The sequence below is a fragment of the Aminiphilus sp. genome, assembly GCF_029975095.1.
In the GTDB taxonomy this organism is placed as follows: domain Bacteria; phylum Synergistota; class Synergistia; order Synergistales; family Aminiphilaceae; genus Aminiphilus.
Map to the genome: position 1 here is coordinate 18,653 of NZ_JARKPW010000028.1, position 22,169 is coordinate 40,821.

At 59.8% G+C, this 22,169-nt stretch carries 23 protein-coding genes; all 23 read left to right on the forward strand.

Going from position 1 to position 22,169, the window contains the following annotated elements:
- Positions 1-92: 92 nt before the first annotated feature.
- On the forward strand, positions 93-2,102 hold the full coding sequence (locus Q1K49_RS01725; protein WP_300522075.1) for a flagellar hook protein FlgE: 2,010 nt from the start codon (positions 93-95) through the stop codon (positions 2,100-2,102).
- Positions 2,103-2,275: 173 nt separating this feature from the next.
- A complete protein-coding gene (locus tag Q1K49_RS01730) occupies positions 2,276-2,479 on the forward strand; it encodes a flagellar FlbD family protein (protein WP_300522078.1) in 204 nt (67 codons plus the stop codon).
- A gap of 129 nt (positions 2,480-2,608) precedes the next feature.
- Positions 2,609-3,403: a motility protein A gene (locus tag Q1K49_RS01735; protein ID WP_300522080.1), complete on the forward strand. Its 795-nt coding sequence runs from the start codon at positions 2,609-2,611 to the stop codon at positions 3,401-3,403.
- A 44-nt stretch (positions 3,404-3,447) separates the two neighbouring features.
- Positions 3,448-4,164 carry a flagellar motor protein MotB gene (locus tag Q1K49_RS01740; protein ID WP_300522082.1) on the forward strand — a complete coding sequence of 239 codons (717 nt, stop codon included), beginning with the start codon at positions 3,448-3,450 and terminating at the stop codon, positions 4,162-4,164.
- A 31-nt stretch (positions 4,165-4,195) separates the two neighbouring features.
- Positions 4,196-4,642, forward strand: a complete 447-nt coding sequence (locus Q1K49_RS01745) for a flagellar basal body-associated FliL family protein (protein WP_213693319.1) — start codon at positions 4,196-4,198, stop codon at positions 4,640-4,642.
- Positions 4,643-4,668: 26 nt separating this feature from the next.
- Positions 4,669-5,670, forward strand: a complete 1,002-nt coding sequence (gene fliM / locus Q1K49_RS01750; RefSeq protein WP_213693318.1) for a flagellar motor switch protein FliM — start codon at positions 4,669-4,671, stop codon at positions 5,668-5,670.
- Between the two features lie 3 nt (positions 5,671-5,673).
- Complete coding sequence (gene fliY / locus Q1K49_RS01755; protein WP_300522087.1) at positions 5,674-6,810, forward strand: flagellar motor switch phosphatase FliY; 1,137 nt, start codon at positions 5,674-5,676, stop codon at positions 6,808-6,810.
- Between the two features lie 36 nt (positions 6,811-6,846).
- Positions 6,847-7,209 (forward strand): response regulator, encoded by a 363-nt coding sequence (locus tag Q1K49_RS01760; protein ID WP_029165889.1) that lies wholly within the window; start codon positions 6,847-6,849, stop codon positions 7,207-7,209.
- Positions 7,210-7,247: 38 nt separating this feature from the next.
- Positions 7,248-7,616 carry a hypothetical protein gene (locus Q1K49_RS01765; RefSeq protein WP_213693316.1) on the forward strand — a complete coding sequence of 123 codons (369 nt, stop codon included), beginning with the start codon at positions 7,248-7,250 and terminating at the stop codon, positions 7,614-7,616.
- Between the two features lie 8 nt (positions 7,617-7,624).
- A complete protein-coding gene (gene fliP, locus Q1K49_RS01770; protein WP_213693322.1) occupies positions 7,625-8,374 on the forward strand; it encodes a flagellar type III secretion system pore protein FliP in 750 nt (249 codons plus the stop codon).
- A 20-nt stretch (positions 8,375-8,394) separates the two neighbouring features.
- Positions 8,395-8,664, forward strand: a complete 270-nt coding sequence (locus Q1K49_RS01775) for a flagellar biosynthetic protein FliQ (RefSeq protein ID WP_029165892.1) — start codon at positions 8,395-8,397, stop codon at positions 8,662-8,664.
- A gap of 44 nt (positions 8,665-8,708) precedes the next feature.
- Positions 8,709-9,443 carry a flagellar biosynthetic protein FliR gene (locus Q1K49_RS01780; protein ID WP_300522093.1) on the forward strand — a complete coding sequence of 245 codons (735 nt, stop codon included), beginning with the start codon at positions 8,709-8,711 and terminating at the stop codon, positions 9,441-9,443.
- 11 nt (positions 9,444-9,454) lie between these two features.
- Positions 9,455-10,534, forward strand: a complete 1,080-nt coding sequence (gene flhB, locus Q1K49_RS01785; protein WP_300522096.1) for a flagellar biosynthesis protein FlhB — start codon at positions 9,455-9,457, stop codon at positions 10,532-10,534.
- Between the two features lie 186 nt (positions 10,535-10,720).
- The gene (gene flhA / locus Q1K49_RS01790) at positions 10,721-12,844 is read left to right on the forward strand and encodes a flagellar biosynthesis protein FlhA (RefSeq protein ID WP_300522098.1); all 2,124 of its coding nucleotides are present in this window, start codon (positions 10,721-10,723) and stop codon (positions 12,842-12,844) included.
- Positions 12,845-14,206: a flagellar biosynthesis protein FlhF gene (gene flhF / locus Q1K49_RS01795; RefSeq protein ID WP_300522100.1), complete on the forward strand. Its 1,362-nt coding sequence runs from the start codon at positions 12,845-12,847 to the stop codon at positions 14,204-14,206. It abuts the gene before it with no gap.
- A 34-nt stretch (positions 14,207-14,240) separates the two neighbouring features.
- Positions 14,241-15,224, forward strand: a complete 984-nt coding sequence (locus tag Q1K49_RS01800) for a MinD/ParA family protein (protein WP_300522102.1) — start codon at positions 14,241-14,243, stop codon at positions 15,222-15,224.
- Between the two features lies 1 nt (position 15,225).
- Positions 15,226-15,909, forward strand: a complete 684-nt coding sequence (locus Q1K49_RS01805; protein WP_300522104.1) for a PilZ domain-containing protein — start codon at positions 15,226-15,228, stop codon at positions 15,907-15,909.
- A 7-nt stretch (positions 15,910-15,916) separates the two neighbouring features.
- Positions 15,917-16,981, forward strand: a complete 1,065-nt coding sequence (locus Q1K49_RS01810) for a chemotaxis response regulator protein-glutamate methylesterase (RefSeq protein ID WP_300522106.1) — start codon at positions 15,917-15,919, stop codon at positions 16,979-16,981.
- A 34-nt stretch (positions 16,982-17,015) separates the two neighbouring features.
- Positions 17,016-19,058, forward strand: a complete 2,043-nt coding sequence (locus Q1K49_RS01815; protein ID WP_300522108.1) for a chemotaxis protein CheA — start codon at positions 17,016-17,018, stop codon at positions 19,056-19,058.
- 14 nt (positions 19,059-19,072) lie between these two features.
- The gene (locus Q1K49_RS01820) at positions 19,073-19,702 is read left to right on the forward strand and encodes a chemotaxis protein CheC (RefSeq protein ID WP_300522109.1); all 630 of its coding nucleotides are present in this window, start codon (positions 19,073-19,075) and stop codon (positions 19,700-19,702) included.
- 2 nt (positions 19,703-19,704) lie between these two features.
- Positions 19,705-20,193: a chemotaxis protein CheD gene (locus Q1K49_RS01825; protein WP_213693850.1), complete on the forward strand. Its 489-nt coding sequence runs from the start codon at positions 19,705-19,707 to the stop codon at positions 20,191-20,193.
- Between the two features lie 44 nt (positions 20,194-20,237).
- Positions 20,238-21,395 carry a hypothetical protein gene (locus tag Q1K49_RS01830; RefSeq protein ID WP_300522111.1) on the forward strand — a complete coding sequence of 386 codons (1,158 nt, stop codon included), beginning with the start codon at positions 20,238-20,240 and terminating at the stop codon, positions 21,393-21,395.
- An 11-nt stretch (positions 21,396-21,406) separates the two neighbouring features.
- Positions 21,407-22,162: a FliA/WhiG family RNA polymerase sigma factor gene (locus tag Q1K49_RS01835; RefSeq protein ID WP_300522113.1), complete on the forward strand. Its 756-nt coding sequence runs from the start codon at positions 21,407-21,409 to the stop codon at positions 22,160-22,162.
- Positions 22,163-22,169: the final 7 nt, after the last annotated feature.

Here is a 22,169-nt window from a genome sequence, read left to right on the forward strand (position 1 = left end):
TCCCGTGCGCGGCCAGGGAGGAGCAGCGCTCGCAACGGCAAGGGATTGCAGACGAAAACGGAAGAAAATGACTTCATGAGGAGGGTACCGCCATGCTGCGATCTCTGATGGCCGGCGTTACGGGTATCAAAGCTCACACGACCTATCTCGACGTGGTGGGCAACAACATCGCCAACGTGAACACCACGGGCTTCAAGAAATCCGTCACGACCTTCCAGGATCTGCTGTACCAGACGGCGAAGGGAGCCACCGCGCCCGATGCCGGAGCGGGACGGGGAGGCATCAACCCCATGCAGGTGGGGCTTGGTGTGAACGTGGCGGCCATCGAAACCATCCACACCCAGGGGAACGTGAGTTACACGGGTGTCTCTACGGACTTCGCCATCCAGGGGGATGGTTATTTCGTCGTCAAGGACGGAAACAACACCTACTACACCCGGGCGGGGTCCTTCATCCGCGACGGGGCGGACAACGTGGTGAGTTCCGGAACGGGCTACATGCTCCAGGGGTACGCCATGTCCCAGGATCCCACGGATCCCACCAAATATGTTCAGGGAAGCACTCTCGGGGCCATCAACATTCCCATCGGCCAGAAGATCCCCGCCAAGCAGACCGAACTGGTGGGGTTCCGGTGCAACCTGGACAGCAGCGTTCCCACCTATCTCGCCTCGGGATTCACCGCAGTAGGAACGCAGCAGAAAGTGACGCTTGATGGAACGCAGTACACCGTGACCTTCGCCGAGAGTGCCGGAGGCCCACCGGCCACGCCGGACGATTTTCTCCGCATCACCTTTGATGGTGCCGGCGGTCCTCTGGATGGCACGCTCGAAATGCAGCTCGATGGTGTGGATGCGGAGGGAAACCCTGTCCTGTCTATCGGTGCCGGTTCGACCGCAGCTTTGACGGCGGCCACGACATACGATCCGAACACGGGTCTCCTCACCGTGCAGGACGGCACTGATCGGTGGGAGATGAATCTCTGGGATAATCTTGATATGGATTACGTTACCTTCAAGGACCCCGCCAATCCGAACCTTACCTGGAAGGTTCTCACCGAGTTCGACCCCGCGTCGAATCGTATGAAGGTCTGGTACCAGAGTGACGATGGCGCTGGCGGAGTGAACCCCGTCCCCATGGCCGTGTTCGATTCCCAGGATCCGGCGGCGGGACCGATTCTTTTCAACAGCGACGGAACCTTCCGGAGCTACGATTCGAATCCGGCAACCCAAGACATCGATCCCATCGCATTGGATGACGGTGCGGGCAACACGCTCGATATCTTTCTCGTGGCGAACCCCTCGGGGAGGTCCTTCCTCATTCAGCCCTCCGACGGAGGAGTACCTCCCGCGGCGACCGGGGAGACTCTGGGCTCCCTGAACCAGCGAATCTCGAGCATTCACGAGACGAAGATCGACGTGTACGACTCCCTCGGAAACGCCTACACGCTGGAGGTGAGCTGGGAGAAGACCTCCAACAACGAGTGGCGCTGGCGGGCCTGGCTTCCGGACAATCCTGGAATCCCCATCACGGGGAATGAGGGGCTCATCACCTTCGGGCAGGACGGTCGCATCACCGGAACAGGAACCGCCACGATCGACCTGGGGTTCGGTGCTGTCGGGGCCAAGGACACCACGGTGACGCTTGATTTCTCCGGCAAAACGTTTGAAAAGGACGATCTTGAGGGGGTCACCCAGTACGGATCGGCCTTCACGACGAAGGGATACTATCAGGACGGTTATGCCATGGGCGTGCTTGAGGATTTTGCCGTGGGTGCCGACGGGATTGTGACGGGGGTCTACAGCAACGGCAAGAACCAGCCAATCGCGCGGCTTGCCCTTGCGCTCTTCGCGAATCCCCAGGGACTTCTCAAGATGGGAGAGACGGTGTTCATGGAATCCCCCAATTCCGGCGTGGCTCAGATTGTCAACCCCCAGGAGGGTGGAGCCGGCAAGATTGCCGGAAGTTCCCTGGAGATGTCCAACGTGGACCTGGCGGAGGAGTTCGTGAGCCTCATCAAGGGGCAGCGCGGTTTTCAGGCCAACGCAAGGGTGGTCACCACGGGAGACCAGGTTCTCGAAGAACTCATCAACCTGAAGCGCTAGGTTGCTCCGTCGTTGCCGCGTGTCCTCCGGACGCGGTGTCGCCGGCAGGAAAGACAGGCGCAGGCTTCCCGGGGGATGTCTATTGTGGTATGGTTTCGCTCTGAAGAGAAATTCGTTGCACCGGCCGGAGGGGGTGACTGCCCCCTCTTTTCCTGGAGAAAGCGGTGGAGCGCATGATCGAACTCACGCGACTCAACGGAAGCATTTTCGTCCTCAACGCGGATCTCGTCGAGACGGTGGAGACCACGCCGGATACGGTGATCCTTCTCTCCAACGGACATCGCTACGTGGTACGAGAACCCATGGAGGAAGTGACGAAGCGAATCCTCGCGTTTCGTCGTCGTGTCGTCGACCATCGGGAATTTTCGTCGTCATAGCTTCTGTTTGTAGAAAGCGTTGTCGCAACGTGAGATTTTTTCCGATTCCTCCTTGGAGAAGGGGTCGGAGGAAGACCGCCAGTGGATTTCGATGTACAATGAAAACGCAGCAGTTGGGGAGGTGGAGGCGTGGACCTCGCAACCGTAATCGGGTTATCCTTGGCGCTCATTCTTGTCATCGGGGGCATCATCGCCGGCGGTGATCCCGGAGCCTTCGTGGATGTGACGTCGTTGCTCATTACGGCGGGGGGGACGCTCGGGACGGTCATCATGAGCAACCCCATCGAACGCTTCAAGGACATGGGCAAGGTGGTCAAGAGGGCCTTTTTCTCCTCAAGCCCGGATCTGGTCGGTTTGGTGCAGACCATGGTGAGCTTTGCCGAGAAGGCCCGGCGGGAGGGACTGCTCGCCCTGGAGGAGGATGCGAGTCAGCTGGAGGACGATTTTCTGCGCAAGTCCATTCAGCTCGTGGTGGACGGAACGGATCCGGAACTGGTGAAGGCAATTCTGGACACGGAGATCGGGCTTCTGGAGGAACGACACTCCCAGAACAAGAAGATGTTTGACACCATGGCGGAACTCGCGCCTGCCTTCGGCATGCTGGGAACGCTCATCGGCCTCATCCTGATGCTCAAGAACCTGGACGATCCCAACGCACTGGGGCCCGGCATGGCCGTGGCCCTCATCACCACGTTCTACGGCTCCTTCATCGCCAACGTCATCGCCCTTCCCATGTCCAAGAAGCTCGGCGTGCGCACCGCCCAGGAAGTGCTCTCCCGGGAACTCATGGTGGAGGGGGTGCTCTCGATCCAGGCCGGAGAAAATCCGCGCATCGTGGAGGAGAAGCTCAAGGTTTTCCTGCCGCCGGTGATGCGTTTGCTGCTTGAGGAATCAAAGAAGAAGGACAAGGACGAGGCGGCGTGAGAGTGGTTTTTTCGCGCCCGGGTTCGGAAAGGGGATGACGGAGCATGGCGAGAAGAAAACGACAGGAGGAGACCATCAGCCAAGGTTGGCTCACGACTTATGGCGACATGGTGACGTTGCTCCTGACGTTCTTCGTGTTCCTCTTCGCCTTCTCTACGCTGGATGTGCAGAAATTCCAGAAACTCATCCTTTCCTTCCAGGGAGCCATCGGTGTGCTTCCCGGGGGCAAGACGACACAGCCGGACGATCAGATTTTCCAGGCCCATGTTGGAGTGGACGCCGGCGAGGTCCGAAAACAAACTCAGGACATCCTCGATGTGGCACGTCGGGTCCAGACACTCGTTCGGGAGGAGGGACTGGAGGGTGAAGTGACCGTCCGGGTCGACCAGCGGGGTGTGACCATCTCCATGACGGAACAGGTACTCTACGCCAGCGGAAGCGCGGAGATCCGCCCCGAGGGGAAGCGGCTGCTCGCGAAGATCGGCATGATTCTGAAGGATGTGCAGCCCCCCATCGCCGTGGAGGGACATACGGATTCGGTGCCGTTGCGGGGAGGTGTCTTCGGTGACAACTGGGGGCTTTCCGCCGCCCGGGCGGCCGCGGTGGTCTCCTACTTCGGAGAGAACGTGGGAATCGACCCGAAGCGCCTTCAGGCCGTGGGGTTCGGGCAGTACCGGCCATTGGTGCCGAACGATACGGACGAGCATCGGGCGCTGAATCGGCGCGTAGACGTGGTGCTTCTCTCCCAATTCTCACAGTGACGCCAATTTTCCCCCAAGGGGAGGTTTCTGCATGAAACGAATGATCGTCCTCATCGTTGTGGGTGTGGTGGTTCTTCTCGCAGGTATCGGCGGCGGCATCTTCGTGGGACTGAAGTTCTTCTCCCAGCCTGATGTCGTTCCCGGCAGCCAGGGGCTGCCTCCGGGACCGACGGTGCGCCTTGGGGAGTTCACCGTGAATCTCGCGGACAAGGAACCTCATGTGCTGCGCACGACCATCACTCTGGAGGTCACCTCCCAGGAGTCCCTCGCTCTCGTGGCGGATCCGGGGTGGCTCAGCAGAATGCGCAACGAGGTCATCCTCGTCGGAAAGGATCGTCGCTACGACGATCTTCGTACCGCCGAAGGGGTTCTCGAGTTCGCGCAGGACGTGAAGCGCCGGCTCAATGCGCTCATGCCCCTCGTCAAGGGGCAACCCGCGGTTTCGAGGGTGCTCTTCGACGATCTCATCGTGCAGTGATCCGCTTTCCGAGGAGGTGAGGAGACGTGGTGCCTGAAGTACTTTCCCAGAGCGAAATCGATGCGTTGCTCAGCGCACTGAGCAGTGGCAGTGTCGATTTGGAGGCCATATCCGAGAGCGCCCGGGAAGACAAGATCAAACTCTACGATTTCCGGCGTCCGGACAAGTTCAGCAAGGACCAGCTCCGGGCCATTCAGATGATTCACGAATCCTTCGCACGACAGGTCACCACGGCTCTGTCCACCATGGTGCGCGCCATGGTCTCCGCCGAGGTGGTCTCGGTGGATCAGCTCGCCTACGATGAATTCGTCCGTTCTCTCGTGCAGCCCACCACCATCGCCATCCTGGAGATGTACCCTCTTACGGGAAACGCGGTGATGGAACTCAATCCTCACCTGGTCTTCAGTATCATCGATCGTATGTTGGGCGGCAAGGGAGAGCCTCTCCGGAAGGCCCGGGAACTGACGGACATCGAGCGGACCGTGGTCGAGCGGGTGCTTCTCCGCATGCTGGAACTGCTGGAGGAAAGTTGGAGCACCGTCGTGGACGTACGTTTCCGTTTCGACAGCATGGAGAGCAATCCCTTTTTCGTGCAGATCTGCCCCGGGACGGACATGGTGCTTCTCGTGACGCTCAAGGTCCAGGTGGGCGAGACGGAGGGAATGATCAACCTCTGCGTGCCCTACATCGTCATGGAGCCCATGGTGGACAAACTGAGTTCTCAGCACTGGTTCGCCAGCACGGGACGCAAGGACATCCAGGGTGTCCGGGAAGCCCTGAAGAACCGTCTGAACGCCGTTGTCGTGCCCGTGGCGCTGGAACTCGGACATTCCATTCTGAGTCTTCAGGATGTCATGCAGCTTCAGGAGGGAGACGTGATCCGCCTGGATGGAACGAGGGGAGATCCTCTCGGGCTCCGGGTGGGCAATCGTGTTAAATTCTACGCTTCTCCGGGAACCGTCGACGGCGCCTACGCCGCGAAGGTCACAGAAGTGCTTTCCGGCGAGGCCCAGAGAGAGGAGGAGTAGGCCGTGGTGGACGAACTCCTGAGTCAAGATGAAATTGATGCGTTGCTGAGCGGTGCTCCCGCCGTCTCTGCGGATGCCGCAGGCGGCGACCTCAGTCCCGAGGATCAGGACGTGCTCGGCGAGGTGGCGGGTATCTTCGCCAATGCGGCGGGCAACGTGGTGGGTATGCTCGCCGGTCGTGGCGTCGCGGCTTCCGTCGCGGGGATGGAAACGTTCCCGCAGCGGGAGATGCCGGAAAGAGCCGACGGAACGGGTCGCGTGTTTCTGTACACCCTTGCCTGCGACGGGTTGGAGAACGCTCCTGCGGCGATCGTGCTCTCCGAGCGGGGAGCCATGTCCCTTGCTGATCTCATGATGGGAGGCGATGGAAAAGAGCTTCCCGCCGAGGCGAACGATCTCTACTTGAGTGCGTCCCAGGAGGGGCTCAGCCAAGTGATCGGCTCGGCCTTCACGAATGTGAGCGGCCTGTTGAAGGGACAACGTCTCGTTCCTTCCGGGGCCTCCGGTGCGCTGAAGGAGGGAAGTTGGCTTCCCCTTGAGGGAAGGGGCCCTGAGGAAATGGTCTGGGGTGTCAAGACCGCCGTGGACGTGAGCGACGTCGGTGCCTTCGATCTGTGGTTGCTGCTTCCCGTCTCCGTGGCGCAGCTTCTGGCGAAGCGCATTCAAGAGGCACTTGCGCCTCCCGCTCCGGAACCATCCCGCGCGGCGCCCCAACCTCAGGCGGCCACGCCCCAGCCTTCACGGCCTGCGGCAGCGGCGGTTTCACCGTCGCCGGTCGGTGCACCTCTTCCTCCCCGCGGCATTCCCGTGACACCCCAAGTGGATGTGCGTCCGGCGGAGTTCATGCCGCTGCAGCAGGATCTGGGAGCGTCCGTTCCGGCGAATCTGGAACTCATTCTCGACATTCCCGTTCGTGTTACCGTCGAATTGGGGAGGACGAGGAAAACGATCGGCGAAGTGCTCAACATGACTCCCGGATCCGTGGTAGAATTGGAAAAGATGGCCGGAGAGCCGGTGGATGTTCTCGTAAACGGAAAGTTGATGGCGAGAGGCGAAGTGGTCGTCATCGACGAGAGTTTCGGTGTCCGCATTACCGAGATCGTCAGTCGTGCGGAACGCATCCGGTCCATGGGCATTTAGTCTGCGGACTACCTTGCGGGGAGGGAGAATCTGCCAATGGGTGCGAAGGTATTGATTGTGGACGACGCGGCGTTCATGCGGATGATGCTCAAGGATATTCTCGTGAAGAACGGCTTCGAGGTCGTTGGCGAGGCCGAGAATGGGAAAGTCGCGGTGGAGAAGTTCAACGAGGTCAAACCGGATGTGGTGACCATGGATATCACCATGCCCGAGATGGACGGCATCACGGCGGTGAAGGAAATCAAGAAGGCTCATCCCGGAGCGAAAGTCGTCATGGTCAGCGCCATGGGGCAACAGGCGATGGTCATTGAGGCGATTCAGGCGGGAGCGGCGGACTTCATCGTCAAGCCCTTTCAGCCGGACCGGGTTCTGGAGGCGTTGAGCAAGGCCATCTCCTGAGGAACATGTCCACTTCTTCCGGCAGGCGAACACAGTGCGTGAAGCGAGGTCAGTCCCTTTCGAAAGGCCTCGCTGTTGTTTTTTTCCTGGCGACGCCGGCGTTTGCCGATGAAAGAGCCGGGACCGACCTGACGGGGTATCTGCTTCGCATAGGTTTAGCGTTGGGGCTGTTGGCCCTTTGCGGGTATCTTCTTGTCCGTTTCGCACCCAGGACGGTCCTGCGCAAAGCTGCGGGAATGGAAATGCTGGCCATGTTGCCCCTGGGACGGGATGTCGTGCGTGTGTTTGCCTGCGGTCCCGATGTGATCGCCGTTCTCAGCTCGAAGAGCGGAAGCGTCGTCGTGGGTCGGTGGAGCAGAGAGGAGTGGGAGCGCTCGTGTGTCGGAAAGGATCAACTTCGACCCTGACCAGGGGTATGCTCGCGGCGGGAGCATTTCTTCTCGTTCTTGCCGCGGGAGCGGCCTGGGCGGAGCCGCCTTTGCCGGACATGCCCATTCCCACGCTCCAGTTGGGCATTCGAGGTGCGGAATCGCCCCAGGACGTGGTGCTTTCCCTGCAGATTCTCGCCCTTCTCACTGTTCTGAGCCTGGCTCCGGCCATTGTCCTCATGCTCACGAGCTTCACGCGCATCCTCGTGGTGCTGGGGTTTGTGCGGAATGCCCTCGGTCTCCAGCAAATGCCGCCGAACCAGGTCATCGTTACGCTCGCGCTCTTCCTTACCCTTTTCACCATGTCACCCGTGTGGCAGCGCATCTTCGACACGTCACTCTCTCCCTACATGGACGGACGCATGTCGGCGAGGGAGGCCATGCAGGGCGTCGTGACGCCTCTTCGGGATTTCATGCTTCGCCAGACGAGAGAGCAGGAGCTGTCCCTCATGGTTTCCATGGCGGAACTGCCCCGTCCGAACAATGCCGATGATGTTCCCCTCCGCGTCCTCATTCCCGCGTTTATTCTGAGTGAACTCAAGACGGCGTTTCAGATGGGCGTGGTCGTTTTCGTCCCCTTCGTCGTGGTAGACATGATCGTGGCGAGCGTTCTCATGGCCATGGGGATGATCATGCTTCCTCCCATGCTCATATCACTTCCCTTCAAAGTGCTTCTTTTCGTCCTCGCCGACGGGTGGAACCTGGTCATCGCGAGTCTCGTGACGAGTTTCCGCTGAGACGGGAAAGGAGAAGGGCCGTGGAGATTCTCAACATGTACGATACGCTGCAGCAGGCGGTATGGGTGACGCTCACGTCGGCCCTTCCGATCCTTCTTGTCGCCATGGGGATCGGACTTGTGATCGGGATTCTCCAGACCGCCACATCCATTCAGGAGCAGACACTGGTCTTCATTCCCAAGATCATCGCGGTGCTCGTCAGCATTGTCTTCTTCGGTCCCCTGATCTTCGGAAAGGTGGGGGACATGGCGAAGTTCCTGCTGGGGAACCTGCATCGGTTCGTTCAATGATCTTCGCGGAGCCGCAGCTTCTCCTGCTGGGACTGTATTTTTTCGTGAGCCTCCGCTTTCTGGGAATTCTCACCGTGGCGCCCGCCTTCGCCGCGTCGGCTTTTCCCATTCAGGTTCGACTGTGGCTCGCCTTTCTGCTCGCGCTCTTCGCCCTTCCCGCCGCATTGGAACTCCCTTCCCCGGAGCCGATACTCACCATAGGCGGTCTTGTGACGGCCTCCACACGGGAATATCTTCTCGGTGCGGCGCTGGGTTTTTTCGGAAGCCTTCCGCTCTATGCGTTGCAGATGGCGGGACGTATCGTGGGGATGCAGATGAGCTTCGGCATGGCAAACGTGCTGGACCCTTTTTCCGAGGTCCAGGTCTCCGTGGTGGAGCAGTTCAAGTTTCTCGCGGGGCTCTGGTTCTTTTTTCATTGGAACGGACACCTGCTGCTGGTGCGCGCCGCCGGAGAAAGCCTGTGCCTCGCCCCTCTCGGTGTCCCGTCCCTGGCGTTTCCGCTGGACCCGGGGCTGGGGCTCTGGATGCAGCGAGCGCTTGTCCTTGCCATGCGCATGGTCCTGCCTTTCTTTGGAGCACTGCTTCTGGCCGACGTGGGATTGGGCTTCGTGGCGAGGACCGTACCGCAGATGAACATTTTCGTGCTCGGGCTGCCGCTGAAGGTGGCGCTCGGATTCTTTCTCCTTATGGTGGTGCTTCCCATGTCCATCGATCTCATCCACGGAGAGGTGGAGCGCGTGGTGGAGACCGCTCTGGGAATACTCCAGGTCTGGCGGTAGGGCTTCGACGCATGCGGACGTTTCGCCTGCAGCTTTTTGCCGAAGAGCGAACCGAGCCGGCGACGCCCAGGAAGCGGCAGAAGACCCGCGAGGAAGGGCAGGTTGCCCGCAGCCAGGATCTGGGTGCGGCGGCGGTCATCCTCGTGGGGCTTCTGGCGGTGTTCGCTTTCTCGCTCTGGTGGGTCGCCTCCCTGAAGGGGTTTTTCGTGGAGACCTGGCGATTCATGTCGGGGGAGCAGATCGGCCGGGAAGGATGGGTGCAGGCACTCGCCAGGGATTTCCTCAAGGTCTTTTTGTTCACGTGGTTGCCCTTTGGATTGCTCTGCGGGCTTGCGGGGGCCGCCACGGCGGTTTACCAGGTGGGACTTTTTCTCTTCGTCAAGCCGTTGATCCCGAAGCTGAGTCGTCTGAACCCCATCTCGGGTCTGAAAAAGATTGTCTCGCTCCGCTCTCTCGTGGAGCTTGCCAAGGGTATTCTCAAGGCGTTGCTCCTCGGGTTGGTTCTCTATCTCGCCCTGAGGAAGGAACTGGAGAGCATCGCTCTGGCGATGAAGTTTCCCTATCTTCAGGGACTGAGCGTGGTGACGGAGAAGATCTGGTGGCTCGCGCTGCGCATGGCCCTTCTGCTGTTTGTCATCGCCGCCTTCGACTACGCGTACCAGAGGTGGGATTTCGAGAAGTCCATCCGGATGAGCAAGAAAGAGATCAAGGACGAATACAAGCAGATGGAAGGCGATCCCAAGGTCAAGCAGCGTATACGTCAGAGGCAGCGGGAACTGGCCCGGCGACGCATGATGGCACAGGTGCCGAAGGCGGATGTGGTCATCACGAACCCCACGACGCTCGCTGTGGCCATCCAGTACGAGCGACAGGTGATGGACGCGCCCTGTGTGGTCGCCAAAGGAAAAGGTGTTCTGGCGAGGCGCATTCGGGAAATTGCCCAGGAACACAACGTCCCCATCGTGGAAAATCGTGCTCTGGCACGTGCTCTTTTCGAGGCGGCGGATGTGGGGGAGATCATTCCGGAAACTCTCTACAAGGGTGTTGCGGAAGTGCTGGCCTTCGTTTATAAACTGAAGGCGAAAAAATGAAGGGAACTCTGAAAAAGAAGAGATAATTCCCTGGATGAAGCTGTCAGCAGTGCTCCTGTTTTCGCACTCTCCGAAAAAGTGCCGTAAGGAATCCGCGGGAGACTGGCGAAAACAGAAAGGAGAACGAGTAGCGGAGCACGGATACAGAAGAGGCGATACCAATCCGACAAACGGGAGTTGCGGGCCATGGCGAATGTTTCCGAACAGGAAGCGGGACTCAAGACGATGCTGAAATACGCGGATATAGGAATGGCGCTCCTCGTCGTGCTCATCGTAGGCATGATGATCATTCCGCTTCCGACGGCGCTGCTGGACATCCTTCTTTCCATGAACATCACCTTCGGTGTGGTGATTCTTCTTACCACGTTCTACGTCAAGAGGGCGCTGGAGATCGCCGCCTTTCCCACCATCCTTCTCATGGCGACTCTCTTCCGCCTTGCGCTGAACGTGTCCACCACGCGGCTCATCCTTCTCCAGGGCTACGCGGGGGAAGTGATCTCCGCCTTCGGAAACTTCGTGGTGGGCGGCAACTATGTCGTGGGCGGCGTCGTTTTCCTTATCCTCGTCATCATCCAGTTCATCGTTATCACCAAGGGTGCGGAGCGGGTGGCCGAAGTGGCGGCGCGCTTCACCCTGGACGCCATGCCGGGCAAGCAGATGGCCATCGATGCGGATCTCAACGCTGGGCTTATTGAGGAGGGAGAGGCCCGGAAGCGTCGGGCGGAGATCCAACGGGAGGCCGATTTCTACGGGGCGATGGACGGTGCCTCCAAGTTCGTGAAGGGGGATGCCATCGCAGGACTCATCATCACCGTGATCAACATTCTCGGAGGATTGGGCATCGGCGTCTTCCAGCGGGGAATGGACACGGCTCAGGCTCTCGGCACCTACAGCCTCCTCACCGTCGGAGACGGACTGGTAGCCCAGATCCCCTCGCTTCTCCTCTCTACCGCCACGGGCATCATCGTCACCCGTGCCGCGGGGGAATCCAATCTCGGCCAGGATATCGTGGCCACGCTCACCCGCTACCACCGTCCTCTCTGGATCGGGTCCGCCATGCTGCTCGGGCTTGCCGTCATTCCCGGGCTCCCCACGGTCCCCTTCGCGTTTCTGGGAATCTCTTTGGCGTTTCTGGGGTACCGGATTTACCGGGAGGATCTGGTGCAGGCCGAAACAACGGGAAAACCTTCTCCCCGCAAAGGAGGCCGAGGCGCCCCCGCTCCGGGTGGGCCCGCCCCTGAGGGGGGCGAAAAGGCGGGTCCCGCTCCGGGGCCCGAGAACGTTCTGCCTCTGCTGACGGTGGACCCCATGGAAGTGGAGATCGGCTATGCCCTGATTCCTCTGGTGGATCCCGCCCAGGGTGGCGATATGCTGGAGCGAATCGGCACGATCCGGCGGCAGATGGCCATGGATTTGGGGCTCGTGGTGCCCCCCATCCGCATACGGGACAACATCCAGCTTAAACCCACGGAATATCTCATCCTCGTCAAAGGGGGCGAGGTCGGGCGGGGTGAACTGCTTCCCGACCACTATCTCGCTATGAATACCGGAGGCAGCGAAGAGACGCTCGTGGGCGTTCCTACCACGGAGCCCGCCTTCGGTCTTCCCGCCGTGTGGATCACGCCGGAGCTGCGGGATCAGGCGGAGATGGCGGGATACACGGTGGTTGACGCGCCTTCCGTGTTGGCTACCCACATTTCCGAGAGCATCAAGCGCTTCGGAGCGGATCTGCTCACCCGACAGGAAGTGCAGAAGCTTGTCGACCTCGTCAAAGGATCCCATCCCGCTGCAGTGGAGGAGCTTTTGGGTGCCCTCGGGCTGGGCGAGATTCAAAAAGTGTTGCAGAATCTCATCCGGGAACAGATCCCCATTCGGGACCTGGTGAGCATTTTCGAAGCTCTTGCGGATTTCGGGAGAATCTCCCGGAGCGTGGATTTTCTCACCGAGAGAGTTCGCGAATCCCTTGCCCGGGTCATTACCCTCAGGCTCCAGGACAGGGAGGGGACGCTCACCGTGGGAACTCTTTCACCCCGGTGGGAAAAGCGGGTGAAAGAGTCCATTCACGGGGACCTCGTGCAGGGGTGGAACCTTGCCATGAATCCTCAGGAAATGCAACAGCTCATCACCGCCGTCTCCCGTTTTGCGGAACAGCAGGCTCTTTCCGGGCACGTTCCGGTGTTGCTCGTGCATCCCGAAGTACGGCTTGTGGTTCGGAGAATTCTTGAGGGAACCTTATCGCAGGTAGCTGTGGTATCCTATAATGAAGTGGCTCAGGGGGTGCAACTGAAATCCGTGGGGATGGTGGAGTAGGTGCGCTTGATACGGCAAATTGTCTATGATGCCAAGGATGATGCGGAAGCCCTCGCCATCGCACGCGAACGGCTCGGACGGGATGCGGTCATCCTTTCCACCCGTACCGTGAAGCGGGGAGGTTTTCTCGGGCTCTTCCGAAAGAAGATGCTCTCGGTCACCGCCGGCCTCTTCGAGGACGAGCGGACGGACTCATCCGCGTCGGAGGACGCCAAGGAGCGGATTCTCGCTTTTCAGCGACTGCTCGAAGTGAAACAGGCCGTGAAGGGGACGCTCGCCAGGGAATCCCAGGGAAATGCGGCTTCCGCTCCGGCGGATCCCTTTGTCGCCTCCGAGGTGACGCACCTTACCGGTCTTGCAAACGAAAATGTCCGACTGGACCTGTCCACCCAGGCAAGGACACTTGCCGCCGCCACCTATGGTCCGACCTCCAGGGGAGCGGAGCCTCTTGTGCGCCCCCCCATGTCCCCGGAGACGGTTCCTTCCGAGGATCCCGATCTTCGAAAGCAGGTGGAGGCGATTCACGCGTCCCTGCAGACGGTGCTGTCCCGGCTTGAAGAGCGGCGCGAAAGCCGTGCGCCTCTCCCGGGTGGCGAAGAGGAGGGGGACGAAAATGCCCGGCTCCTCGCGAATATGGATGTGGATATCCAGCACGCCCGGACGCTCGCCCGGACCTTCAGGAAGGAAGGATCCGGCAAATCCTTCGCGGTCTGGCTGGAGAAACGGATTCCCGTGGTAGGGTCGGATCCTCTCACGGCCATGTCGGGAAAGAAGGTCATGTTCATCGGTCCTACGGGAGTGGGAAAGACGACATCCATCGCCAAGCTCGCCGCCATCCATTCCCTCTGGGAGAAAAAGCGTGTGCTTCTTCTGACGGCGGATACCTACCGCATCGCGGCGGTGGAGCAATTGCGCACCTACGCCCGCATTCTCGGTATTCCCATAGAGGTCGTCTACGAACCGGAGGAAATTCCGTCGCTGTTGCAGAAACATGAAGAGATGGATCTTATCCTCATGGATACGGCGGGGCGAAGTCAGCGGGACGGCAAGCGTCTCGACGAACTCTGCGGCCTTTACGAATCCTATCGTCCCGAGGCGGTACACCTCGTCATGTCCGCCAACATGAAGTACGGAGATATGCTGGACGTAATCGACAGAATGGGTGTGGTTCCCGTTTCCTGCCTTCTCTTCACGAAACTTGACGAAACGCTGACCTACGGAAATCTGATGAATGCCGTTCTCGACTTCGACCGTCCCATTTCTTTCGTCACCACGGGACAGAATGTGCCCAACGACATTGAGGTCGCGCAGCCGGAGCGGATCGCAAGACTCCTCGTCGGAGGTGATCGTGTTGGCCGCTAAACAGATGCCGCCTCTTTCGGGAAGTTCCCCCCGCATGGAACAGGTACGACGGGAAACGACGGGAGGCCTTCTCCTTCAGGAGGGGGCGAACGGAAATCCACCTCTTCGGGGAGAACTTCTCGATCAGGCGACGGAATTGCGTTCTCTCGTCTCGGGCCAGTCGAGCGGAGCATCCCGAGGCAAGGGAATGCGCACTATCGCTGTCCTCAGCGGCAAGGGCGGAGTCGGAAAAACCAATATTTCCGTGAACCTCGCGCTCGCCATGAACAACATGGGGATTCGGGTGGCCATTCTCGACGCGGATCTCGGTCTCGCCAATGTGGACATCCTCTTCGGCATGATGCCCAAGTATAATCTCAGTCATGTCATCAGGGGGATGCGGGAGCTGGAGGACGTCATCGTCACCGTGAAGGAGGACGTGCTCATCATTCCCGGAGGTGCCGGCGTGCAGGAGCTCGCCGACCTCGATCAGACGCGACAATTGGCGCTCATCGACAAACTGAACGGTCTTGAGGGGCGTGTCGATGTTCTTCTCGTGGATACCAGCGCGGGCATTCACCGAAACATTCTTTCCTTTGCCCTCGCGTCGGACACGACGGTGCTTTTGACCACGCCCGAGCCGACGGCGATCCGGGACGCCTACGGCGTCCTCAAATCCCTGGCGCTGAACGCCGCCGGCAGCCTTGACGTGAATCTCCTCGTGAACATGGCCATGTCCGAGGAAGAGGCGGCCGCCGTGGCGGAGCGCATCCAGATGGCGGCCAATCAGTTCCTGAGTATCCCCGTTCCCTATGTGGGCTATATTCCCTGGGACAAGAAAGTGCGGGAGGCGGTACAGTTGAGACAACCTTTCTTCGAAGCGTTTCCGACCTGCAAGGCTTCTCTGTCCCTGGCGGGAATCGCGGGGCGCCTCGCGCGTGTCGAAACGGTTGTCCGAGATTCCGACGAAGGACGCCAGGGGCGAGGTGTCAAGGCATTTCTCTTCCGTTTGACCCGTCGCCTCGGATTGAGGGATTAGCGTGGGCGATGCGGGAAACGGTCTGGCGGAGCTCCTTGCACTGCTGAAAAACCGTGTGGGGTGCAGGGCGGACATCCGGATCGGTGCGGGGCTCTACAAGGGGCATTACGCGTCGCTTCTCGAACATGTGGAAGAGGACGGCGCGATCGGCCTCGCCCACCCTCTCCGAAAAGGAGGGCTCTTGCCTGTTTATCGGGATCTTGTCTTCTCCGTCTATTTCGAACATGAGCGCGCGCCTCTTCTTGCCAGGGTCGTCGCGTTGCGGAGCGATTTGAGCCGATCGTTGCCGATTCTCTGGGCACGGTGTTTCGGAGATTTCGAAAGAGTGCAGCGACGGCGGTTTCTGCGCGTTTCCTGTCTCCTGAGGACGTCCTTTTTCAACCTCGACAGGGAGGAAGCGTCGCCTCTGCGGGAGATATGGAGGCAGGGCAAGATCCTTGACGTGAGTCTCGGCGGTGCGAGGTTGCAGTACGCCGGAGATCGTGCTATCACAAAAGATGAACATTGTGTCTTCGTGCTTCCTCTTCCGGAGGGAGTGTTCCACATGATCGGGAAGGTCGTGTGGCTGCCTCCGTCCAAGGAGCCGGGGCAGCACGAAATGGGTGTCGAATTCGATTTCCTGCCGCGTCTGGTGGAGAAGCATCTGCAGGAGTTCATTCGTCAGCAGGAGTTGGTCAAACGGTGAGGAGAACATGAGCGAACGGCGGATACGCGTACTTGTCGTCGATGATTCGGCCTTCATGCGCAAGGTGATCGGAGACCTCCTCGCGGCGGATTCCCGCATCGAGGTAGTGGGGCGTGCCAGGGACGGAAGGGATGCTCTCGAACAGGTCCGAAATCTCACGCCGCACGTCATCACGCTCGATGTGGAAATGCCCCGCATGAATGGCCTGCAATTTCTCGAGGAACTCATGCGCGTGCGTCCGACTCCTGTGGTGATGGTGAGCAGTCTCACGAAACAGGGTGCCGATGTGACCATGAGAGCGTTGTCCGCGGGAGCGGTGGATTTCGTCACCAAACCCTCTGGAACGATCTCGCTGGATATGCACAGAGTAGCGGCGGAGCTCTGTCAGAAGGTTATCGGAGCGAGCGAGGCGAACGTGGGTACGCTTGTTCGAAAAACGCCGGTCGTTTCCAGAAGGGAGAGGGAAATTTTTCAGGAACCCATATCTTCCCGATCGCGGTCGCCCCAGATCGTGGCCGTTGCGTCCTCGACGGGAGGGCCACGGGCGATTCAGGAAATTCTTCCGCAACTTCCGGCGACATTTCCGATTCCCCTGGTGATCGTGCAGCACATGCCGGAGGGATTCACCGCCTCGTTCGCGCAGCGGCTCAACGACCTGAGTGCTCTTCGGGTCATGGAAGGATATGACGGCCTTCGTCTCGAAGGGGGGTGCGCCGTCATCGCTCCCGGAGGAAAGCACTTGTTGTTGGAAGGAGCGCCGGGGCAGGCGGTGTGCCGACTTTCCGACGGGCCTCCGGTGAAATCCGTGAAACCTGCGGCGGATCTGTTGTTCCTGAGTGTTGCGGATGTTTTCGGAGGAGCGTCGATCGGGGTCGTGCTCACGGGAATGGGACGGGACGGGTCGGACGGTGCCAGGGCCATGTACGGCAAGGGGGCGACGATTCTGGCCGAATCCCAGGAGACGTGTGTCGTCTACGGAATGCCTCGTGCGGTTGCTGAAGCGGGCATCGTCCACCGGCAATTGCCGCTCTATCATATCGCCGGTGCGCTGAAGGAAATGGTGAGGGAATGATCCGCAAATTCTTTCCGGGTGGAGGACGATGGCGATGACGAACATGGACATGAGTCAGTATTTGGGGGCCTTTCTCGACGAGTCGACGGAGAATCTCCAGAATCTCAACGACCTTCTTCTCTCGCTGGAAAAATCACGCAGCGATGACGGGTGCGTGAACGAGATATTCCGGATAGCTCATACACTCAAGGGCATGTCCTCCACCATGGGGTTCGAGGTCATGGCTCACCTGACGCATGCCATGGAGGATATGCTTGATCTGGTTCGGAAGGGGCAATTCGCGCTGCATGACGAGGATATTTCCATTCTCTTCAAATGCCTGGATGCCTTGACTGCCATGGTGGAAGCCGTTCGCGGAGGTGGTGACGACCACACCCCAGAGGGCGAGTCTCTTCCAAAGGCCCTCCACGCCAGGATTTCCGCTGTGGGAGAGAGTGGAAAGACCGCACCGGGAAAGGAGGAGGCGGAGAAGCGTGCCGTCATGAGCGACCAGGAGCGGGAATGGGTTCTCGAGGCCAAGGAACAGGGGATGGACGTTTTCGAAATACGAGTCGTTCTGGATGCCGGATGCATGCTCAAGGCGGCCAGGGCGTACATGGTCGTCTCCAGGGCCGGTGAACTCGGCGAGATCATCAGAACGGTTCCTCCCGTGGAGGAGTTGGAGAAAGAGGCTTTCGACGAAGCGTTCATCCTCTGCATGGCCACGCATGAACTTCCCGACAAGGTGCAACAGGCCCTCTCGAACATCAGCGAGGTGAGAACGGTGGAGATGACCAGGCTGGAAGGGCACCAGGCGTTGGAAGCCGCGTCGGATTCTCAAAACCTCCTGGAGCTGGTGCGGAGCGAGGAGGCGGAGGGTGGATCGGAAGAGCGCGATTCCGGGGCGGAAACGGCGAGGGCTCAGGCGACGGAGGCGGTGAAAAGGACGGGAAGAACCGTTCGAGTGGATATCGGACGTCTCGACAAACTCATGAACCTAGTGGGGGAGCTTGTCATCGGTCGTGCCCGCATCGAACGCCTGGCCATGGAGGCAAAACTCAAGGCCTTCGAGGAACCGCTTTCGCAATTGGGGCGCATTTCCGGGGAGATCCAGGAGTTGGTGACCAAGTTGCGCATGGTCCCTGTTTCCTTCGTCTTCGATCGCTTTCCCAGGCTCGTGCGAGATCTGTCGAAAAACATGGGCAAGGAAGTCCGTCTCACCATAGAAGGGAAGGAGACGGAACTCGACCGGACGGTCATCGACGAGATCGGCGATCCCATGGTGCACCTCATCCGGAACTGTTTGGACCACGGCATCGAACGTCCCGAAGACCGGAAGCGCATGGGGAAGTCTCGGGAGGGTGAGGTCTACATCGCCGCCTATCAGGAAGGCAACGGCGTCATCATCGAGGTCCGTGACGACGGGAAGGGTATCGACCCGGCGAAGATCCGCGCCAAGGCCCTGGAAAAAGGGATCATCAGCCGCGACGAAGCGCAGAGCATGACCGACGAGGAGCTTATCCGCCTTGTGCTTCTGCCGGGCTTCAGCACCGCCGAGGAAGTGACGGATCTTTCCGGTCGCGGTGTCGGCATGGATGCTGTGAAGAGCAAGGTGGAGTCCCTTGGAGGACAGTTCCAGATCGAGAGCAAGGTCGGAGAGGGAACAAGAGTCCTCATCCGCCTTCCTCTTACTTTGGCCATCGTCCTCGCCCTGCTGATTCGCGTCGGGGACGAAACGTACGCCATCTCCCTGGAAAACGTGGAGGAGACGCTTCTGGTGAACAAGGATGACATCAAGTACGTGCACGGAACTCCCGTGACCAACGTACGGGGTGAGATTCTTTCACTGAAGGATCTCGCGGGTATCCTCGGAACGGAAGTGAACCGCGAGGCCATCGAGGAACATCCTGTGGTGGTGGTCCGGTCTGGGCGGACCCGGATCGGTTTCATCGTGGACGAACTCGTGGGGCAACAGGAAATCGTCATCAAGCCCCTCGGAAAGCTCCTGGCAAAGGTACGGGGAATGGCCGGAGCGACGATTCTGGGCGACGGAAACGTTGCTCTCATCCTCGACGTGGCATCCCTGCACGGTCGTTGAGCGGGAGAATCCCCATGGAGTGGGAAGAACTCGAACTCTCCACACTACAGCTCGACGCGATTCGGGAGGTGGGGAACATCGGAGCGGGGAACGCCGCCACCGCGCTCTCCCAGCTCCTGGGGAGAGCGGTGGACATGGAGGTCCCCGTGGCGGATCTCGTGTCGATTTACGATATCCCCTTCCGGTACGGCTCTCCGGAAGCTCAGGTCTGTGCCGTGCTCATCCGTGCGGAGGGTGATTTTTCCTGCAATCTGATCTTCGTCATGGAAGAGGAGGAAGCGCAGGGGCTTGCGGACCTGTTGCTCTCCATGGACATCAGCGGCATGGATCCTGACGTGCAGATACAGATGCGGGACAGCGCCCTTTCCGAGGTGGGAAACATCATCCTCGGCGCTTTTCTGAATGCCATCTCCATGATGACCGGCTACGTTCTCCCGGCCTCGGTGCCTTCGGTGGCGCACGACATGCTCGGGGCCATCATGGATGTGGTGGCCTCCATCTTCGGTGTCATGGGAGAGACCGCCGTCATTGTGAAGACGACTCTTCAGGTGATGGATGTGCAGCAGGAGATCCGAGGCAACGTCATCATGGTGCCGGATCCGGGAGCGCTCGCCGTGCTCCTGGAGAAGCTGGGGGTGTGTTGAGAATGGCTCAGACCATTCACGTCGGCATGGCGGATCTCGTTGCCGTCAAACACCCCTCCGTACTCGTGACGTTGGGACTCGGGTCCTGCATCGGTCTTGTCATCTTCGATCCGAAGAACAAGGTGGCGGGAATGGCGCACATCATGCTTCCCGACAGCAGGGAGAGCAAAAGCGTCCCGAAGCCGGGCAAGTTCGCCGACACGGCGGTTCCGAAATTGTTGCAGGAATTGCTTTCCCTCGGCGCTCTCCCGACGAATCTTCAGGCGAAGATCGCCGGAGGGGCTCAGATGTTCTCTGTTCCGGGAAAGGAGTCGGGACTTCTTGCCGTGGGTGCGCGAAACATCGAGGCGACGAAAAAATGGCTTGAACAGCACAGAATCCCTCTCATCGCCGAGGACACCGGAGGAAACAAGGGACGCAGCATCGAGTTCGCCGTGCCCCAGTGGACATTGACCGTCAAAGTTCTCGGCACCGGCACGAAAGAAATCTGAACGAAATCGATGCATTCGAGGCGACAGCCAGGAGGATCCGTGGTATGGTCGATGCGGAAAGAAACGCCACGCCCGCCCACAACAGCGAAGACGCAGCTGCCGTATTTCCGCCGGTTGACACGGAGGCAGAGGTCGCTTTCCCCGAAGAGAGCCCTACGGTCGATTCGGGTTCGAACGCCCGGGGAGGAGGAAGCATCTCTTTCGAGGAACTGGCGCGTCTGCTGCGTTGTTCCCCCGAGGATGTCCAGGCTGCTGCGGCCACGTTGGACAAAGATCCGGACAAGGCGAGGGATATGCTCAAGTCCCTGGCGCCGGCTTATCTTGCCATCAAGGGACGGTTCGAAGCGCGGCGCCGCGGCGAGGTGAACGGTGGTTTCTGCATCGTCGCGGATGGACATGCGGGGACGATTGTGGACAGCGTCGTCTGGGTTGGAACCTATGAACTTCCGCAGGGATTTACCGCCAGGGCGAGTTGGGAATCGGTCCGGGCGGCTCTCACCGGCATTTCCGCATTCCCCGATCGCCTGATGTACCGCAAGACCCAGTCCATTCTCGAGCCACTTCTCACTCCCACGGCGATGAACGTTCTTTTTCAGTCCTCCGATGCCATGGCAACCTTTGTCACGAGGTTGAAAGAGTCCCTGAGCGACCAGTTCCGGGTGGAATTTATCGTGGATGTTCACATGGAGCGTTTCAACCGGCTTCGCCTCGACATGTCTCCTCTGGGGAAGAAACAGGAAGAGCGGAAGGAGGAGCCGAAGGAGAGCCCGCCACCCAAAGAAAGCCGGTCCGGCATCGAAGAGATCAAGATCTTCTGTGCTCCCGTTCTCGATCCGGTGCGCGGTAAGCCCGTCTCGGCGCTTCGCGTCGGGGATGTGGTGGAGGTCTCTTTCGAGCAGGCCCAGGGATTGGGGCGTTTCATCGGGCGCCTCATCTCCCGGAGCGGTCTCGTGCCCGCGTTCGCCGTGGAGGAAGTACGTCCCCTTCCCACGGGAGATATCTCAGTCCGTCTGAGCATCTCCGAGGGGATCGTGGGAGCCATGAAGCTCTCCCCCACGTATCGCATACGTCTTCACAGTTCGAAGTACGATGTATTGCGCCGTTCGATCCTCTCGATGAAGCTCTTCATTCAGGTGGGACTCTTCATCGCTGCGGTGCTTCTTTTGCTCTTCGGCGTGTACTGGTTTTTCTTTCTGGAATAGGTGGCTTTCCCATGACACAGGCACAGCAGCGGACCGATGCGCATCTTTGGAAAGAATACAGGGAGACACCGACGCCTCCTCTGCGGGAGGCCATCGTCGCGAGATATCTTCCCCTGGTGCGTTTCGTCGCGGGACGTATGGCGGTGACGCCGCCTCCCGGGCTCGACTACGAGGATATCTACAGTTTCGGAGTCCTTGGGCTCCTCGACGCCATTGACCGATTCGACTTGTCGAGGGGATTCTCTTTTCAAACTTTCGCCGTTCCGAGGATTCGCGGCGCCATCCTGGACGAACTGCGGAAATACGATTGGATCTCCCGGACGGGACGCGAAAAACTCCAGCGGCTCGAGAGAGCGACGGAGAAGCTTCTGCAGGCGCACGGTCGGGCGGAGGACCGTCTTCTCATGAGAGAACTCGGCATGGATGATGCGGCGTACAGAGAACTCCTGGACGTGGCGAGCAGGAGTTACGTGGTTTCCCTTGACGAAGTCGTTCCTATGGAGGATGGTGATGTGGAAAGAGGGGCCTCTCTTCCCGATGACGCCTTGTCCGCACAGGCATTGCTGGAACAGGAGGACGAACTCCGAATGGTGGTGGGTGCCCTGGAAAAGCTTCCCGAACGGGAGCGCCTGCTTCTGTCGTTGTATTATGGGGATGGTTTGACCCTCAAGGAGATCGGGGCTGTTCTGGGGGTGACGGAATCCAGGGTTTCCCAGCTCCACGGCAAGGCGCTGGCGTATCTTCGCGGCATTCTCGCGACATTCTGAGGAGGGA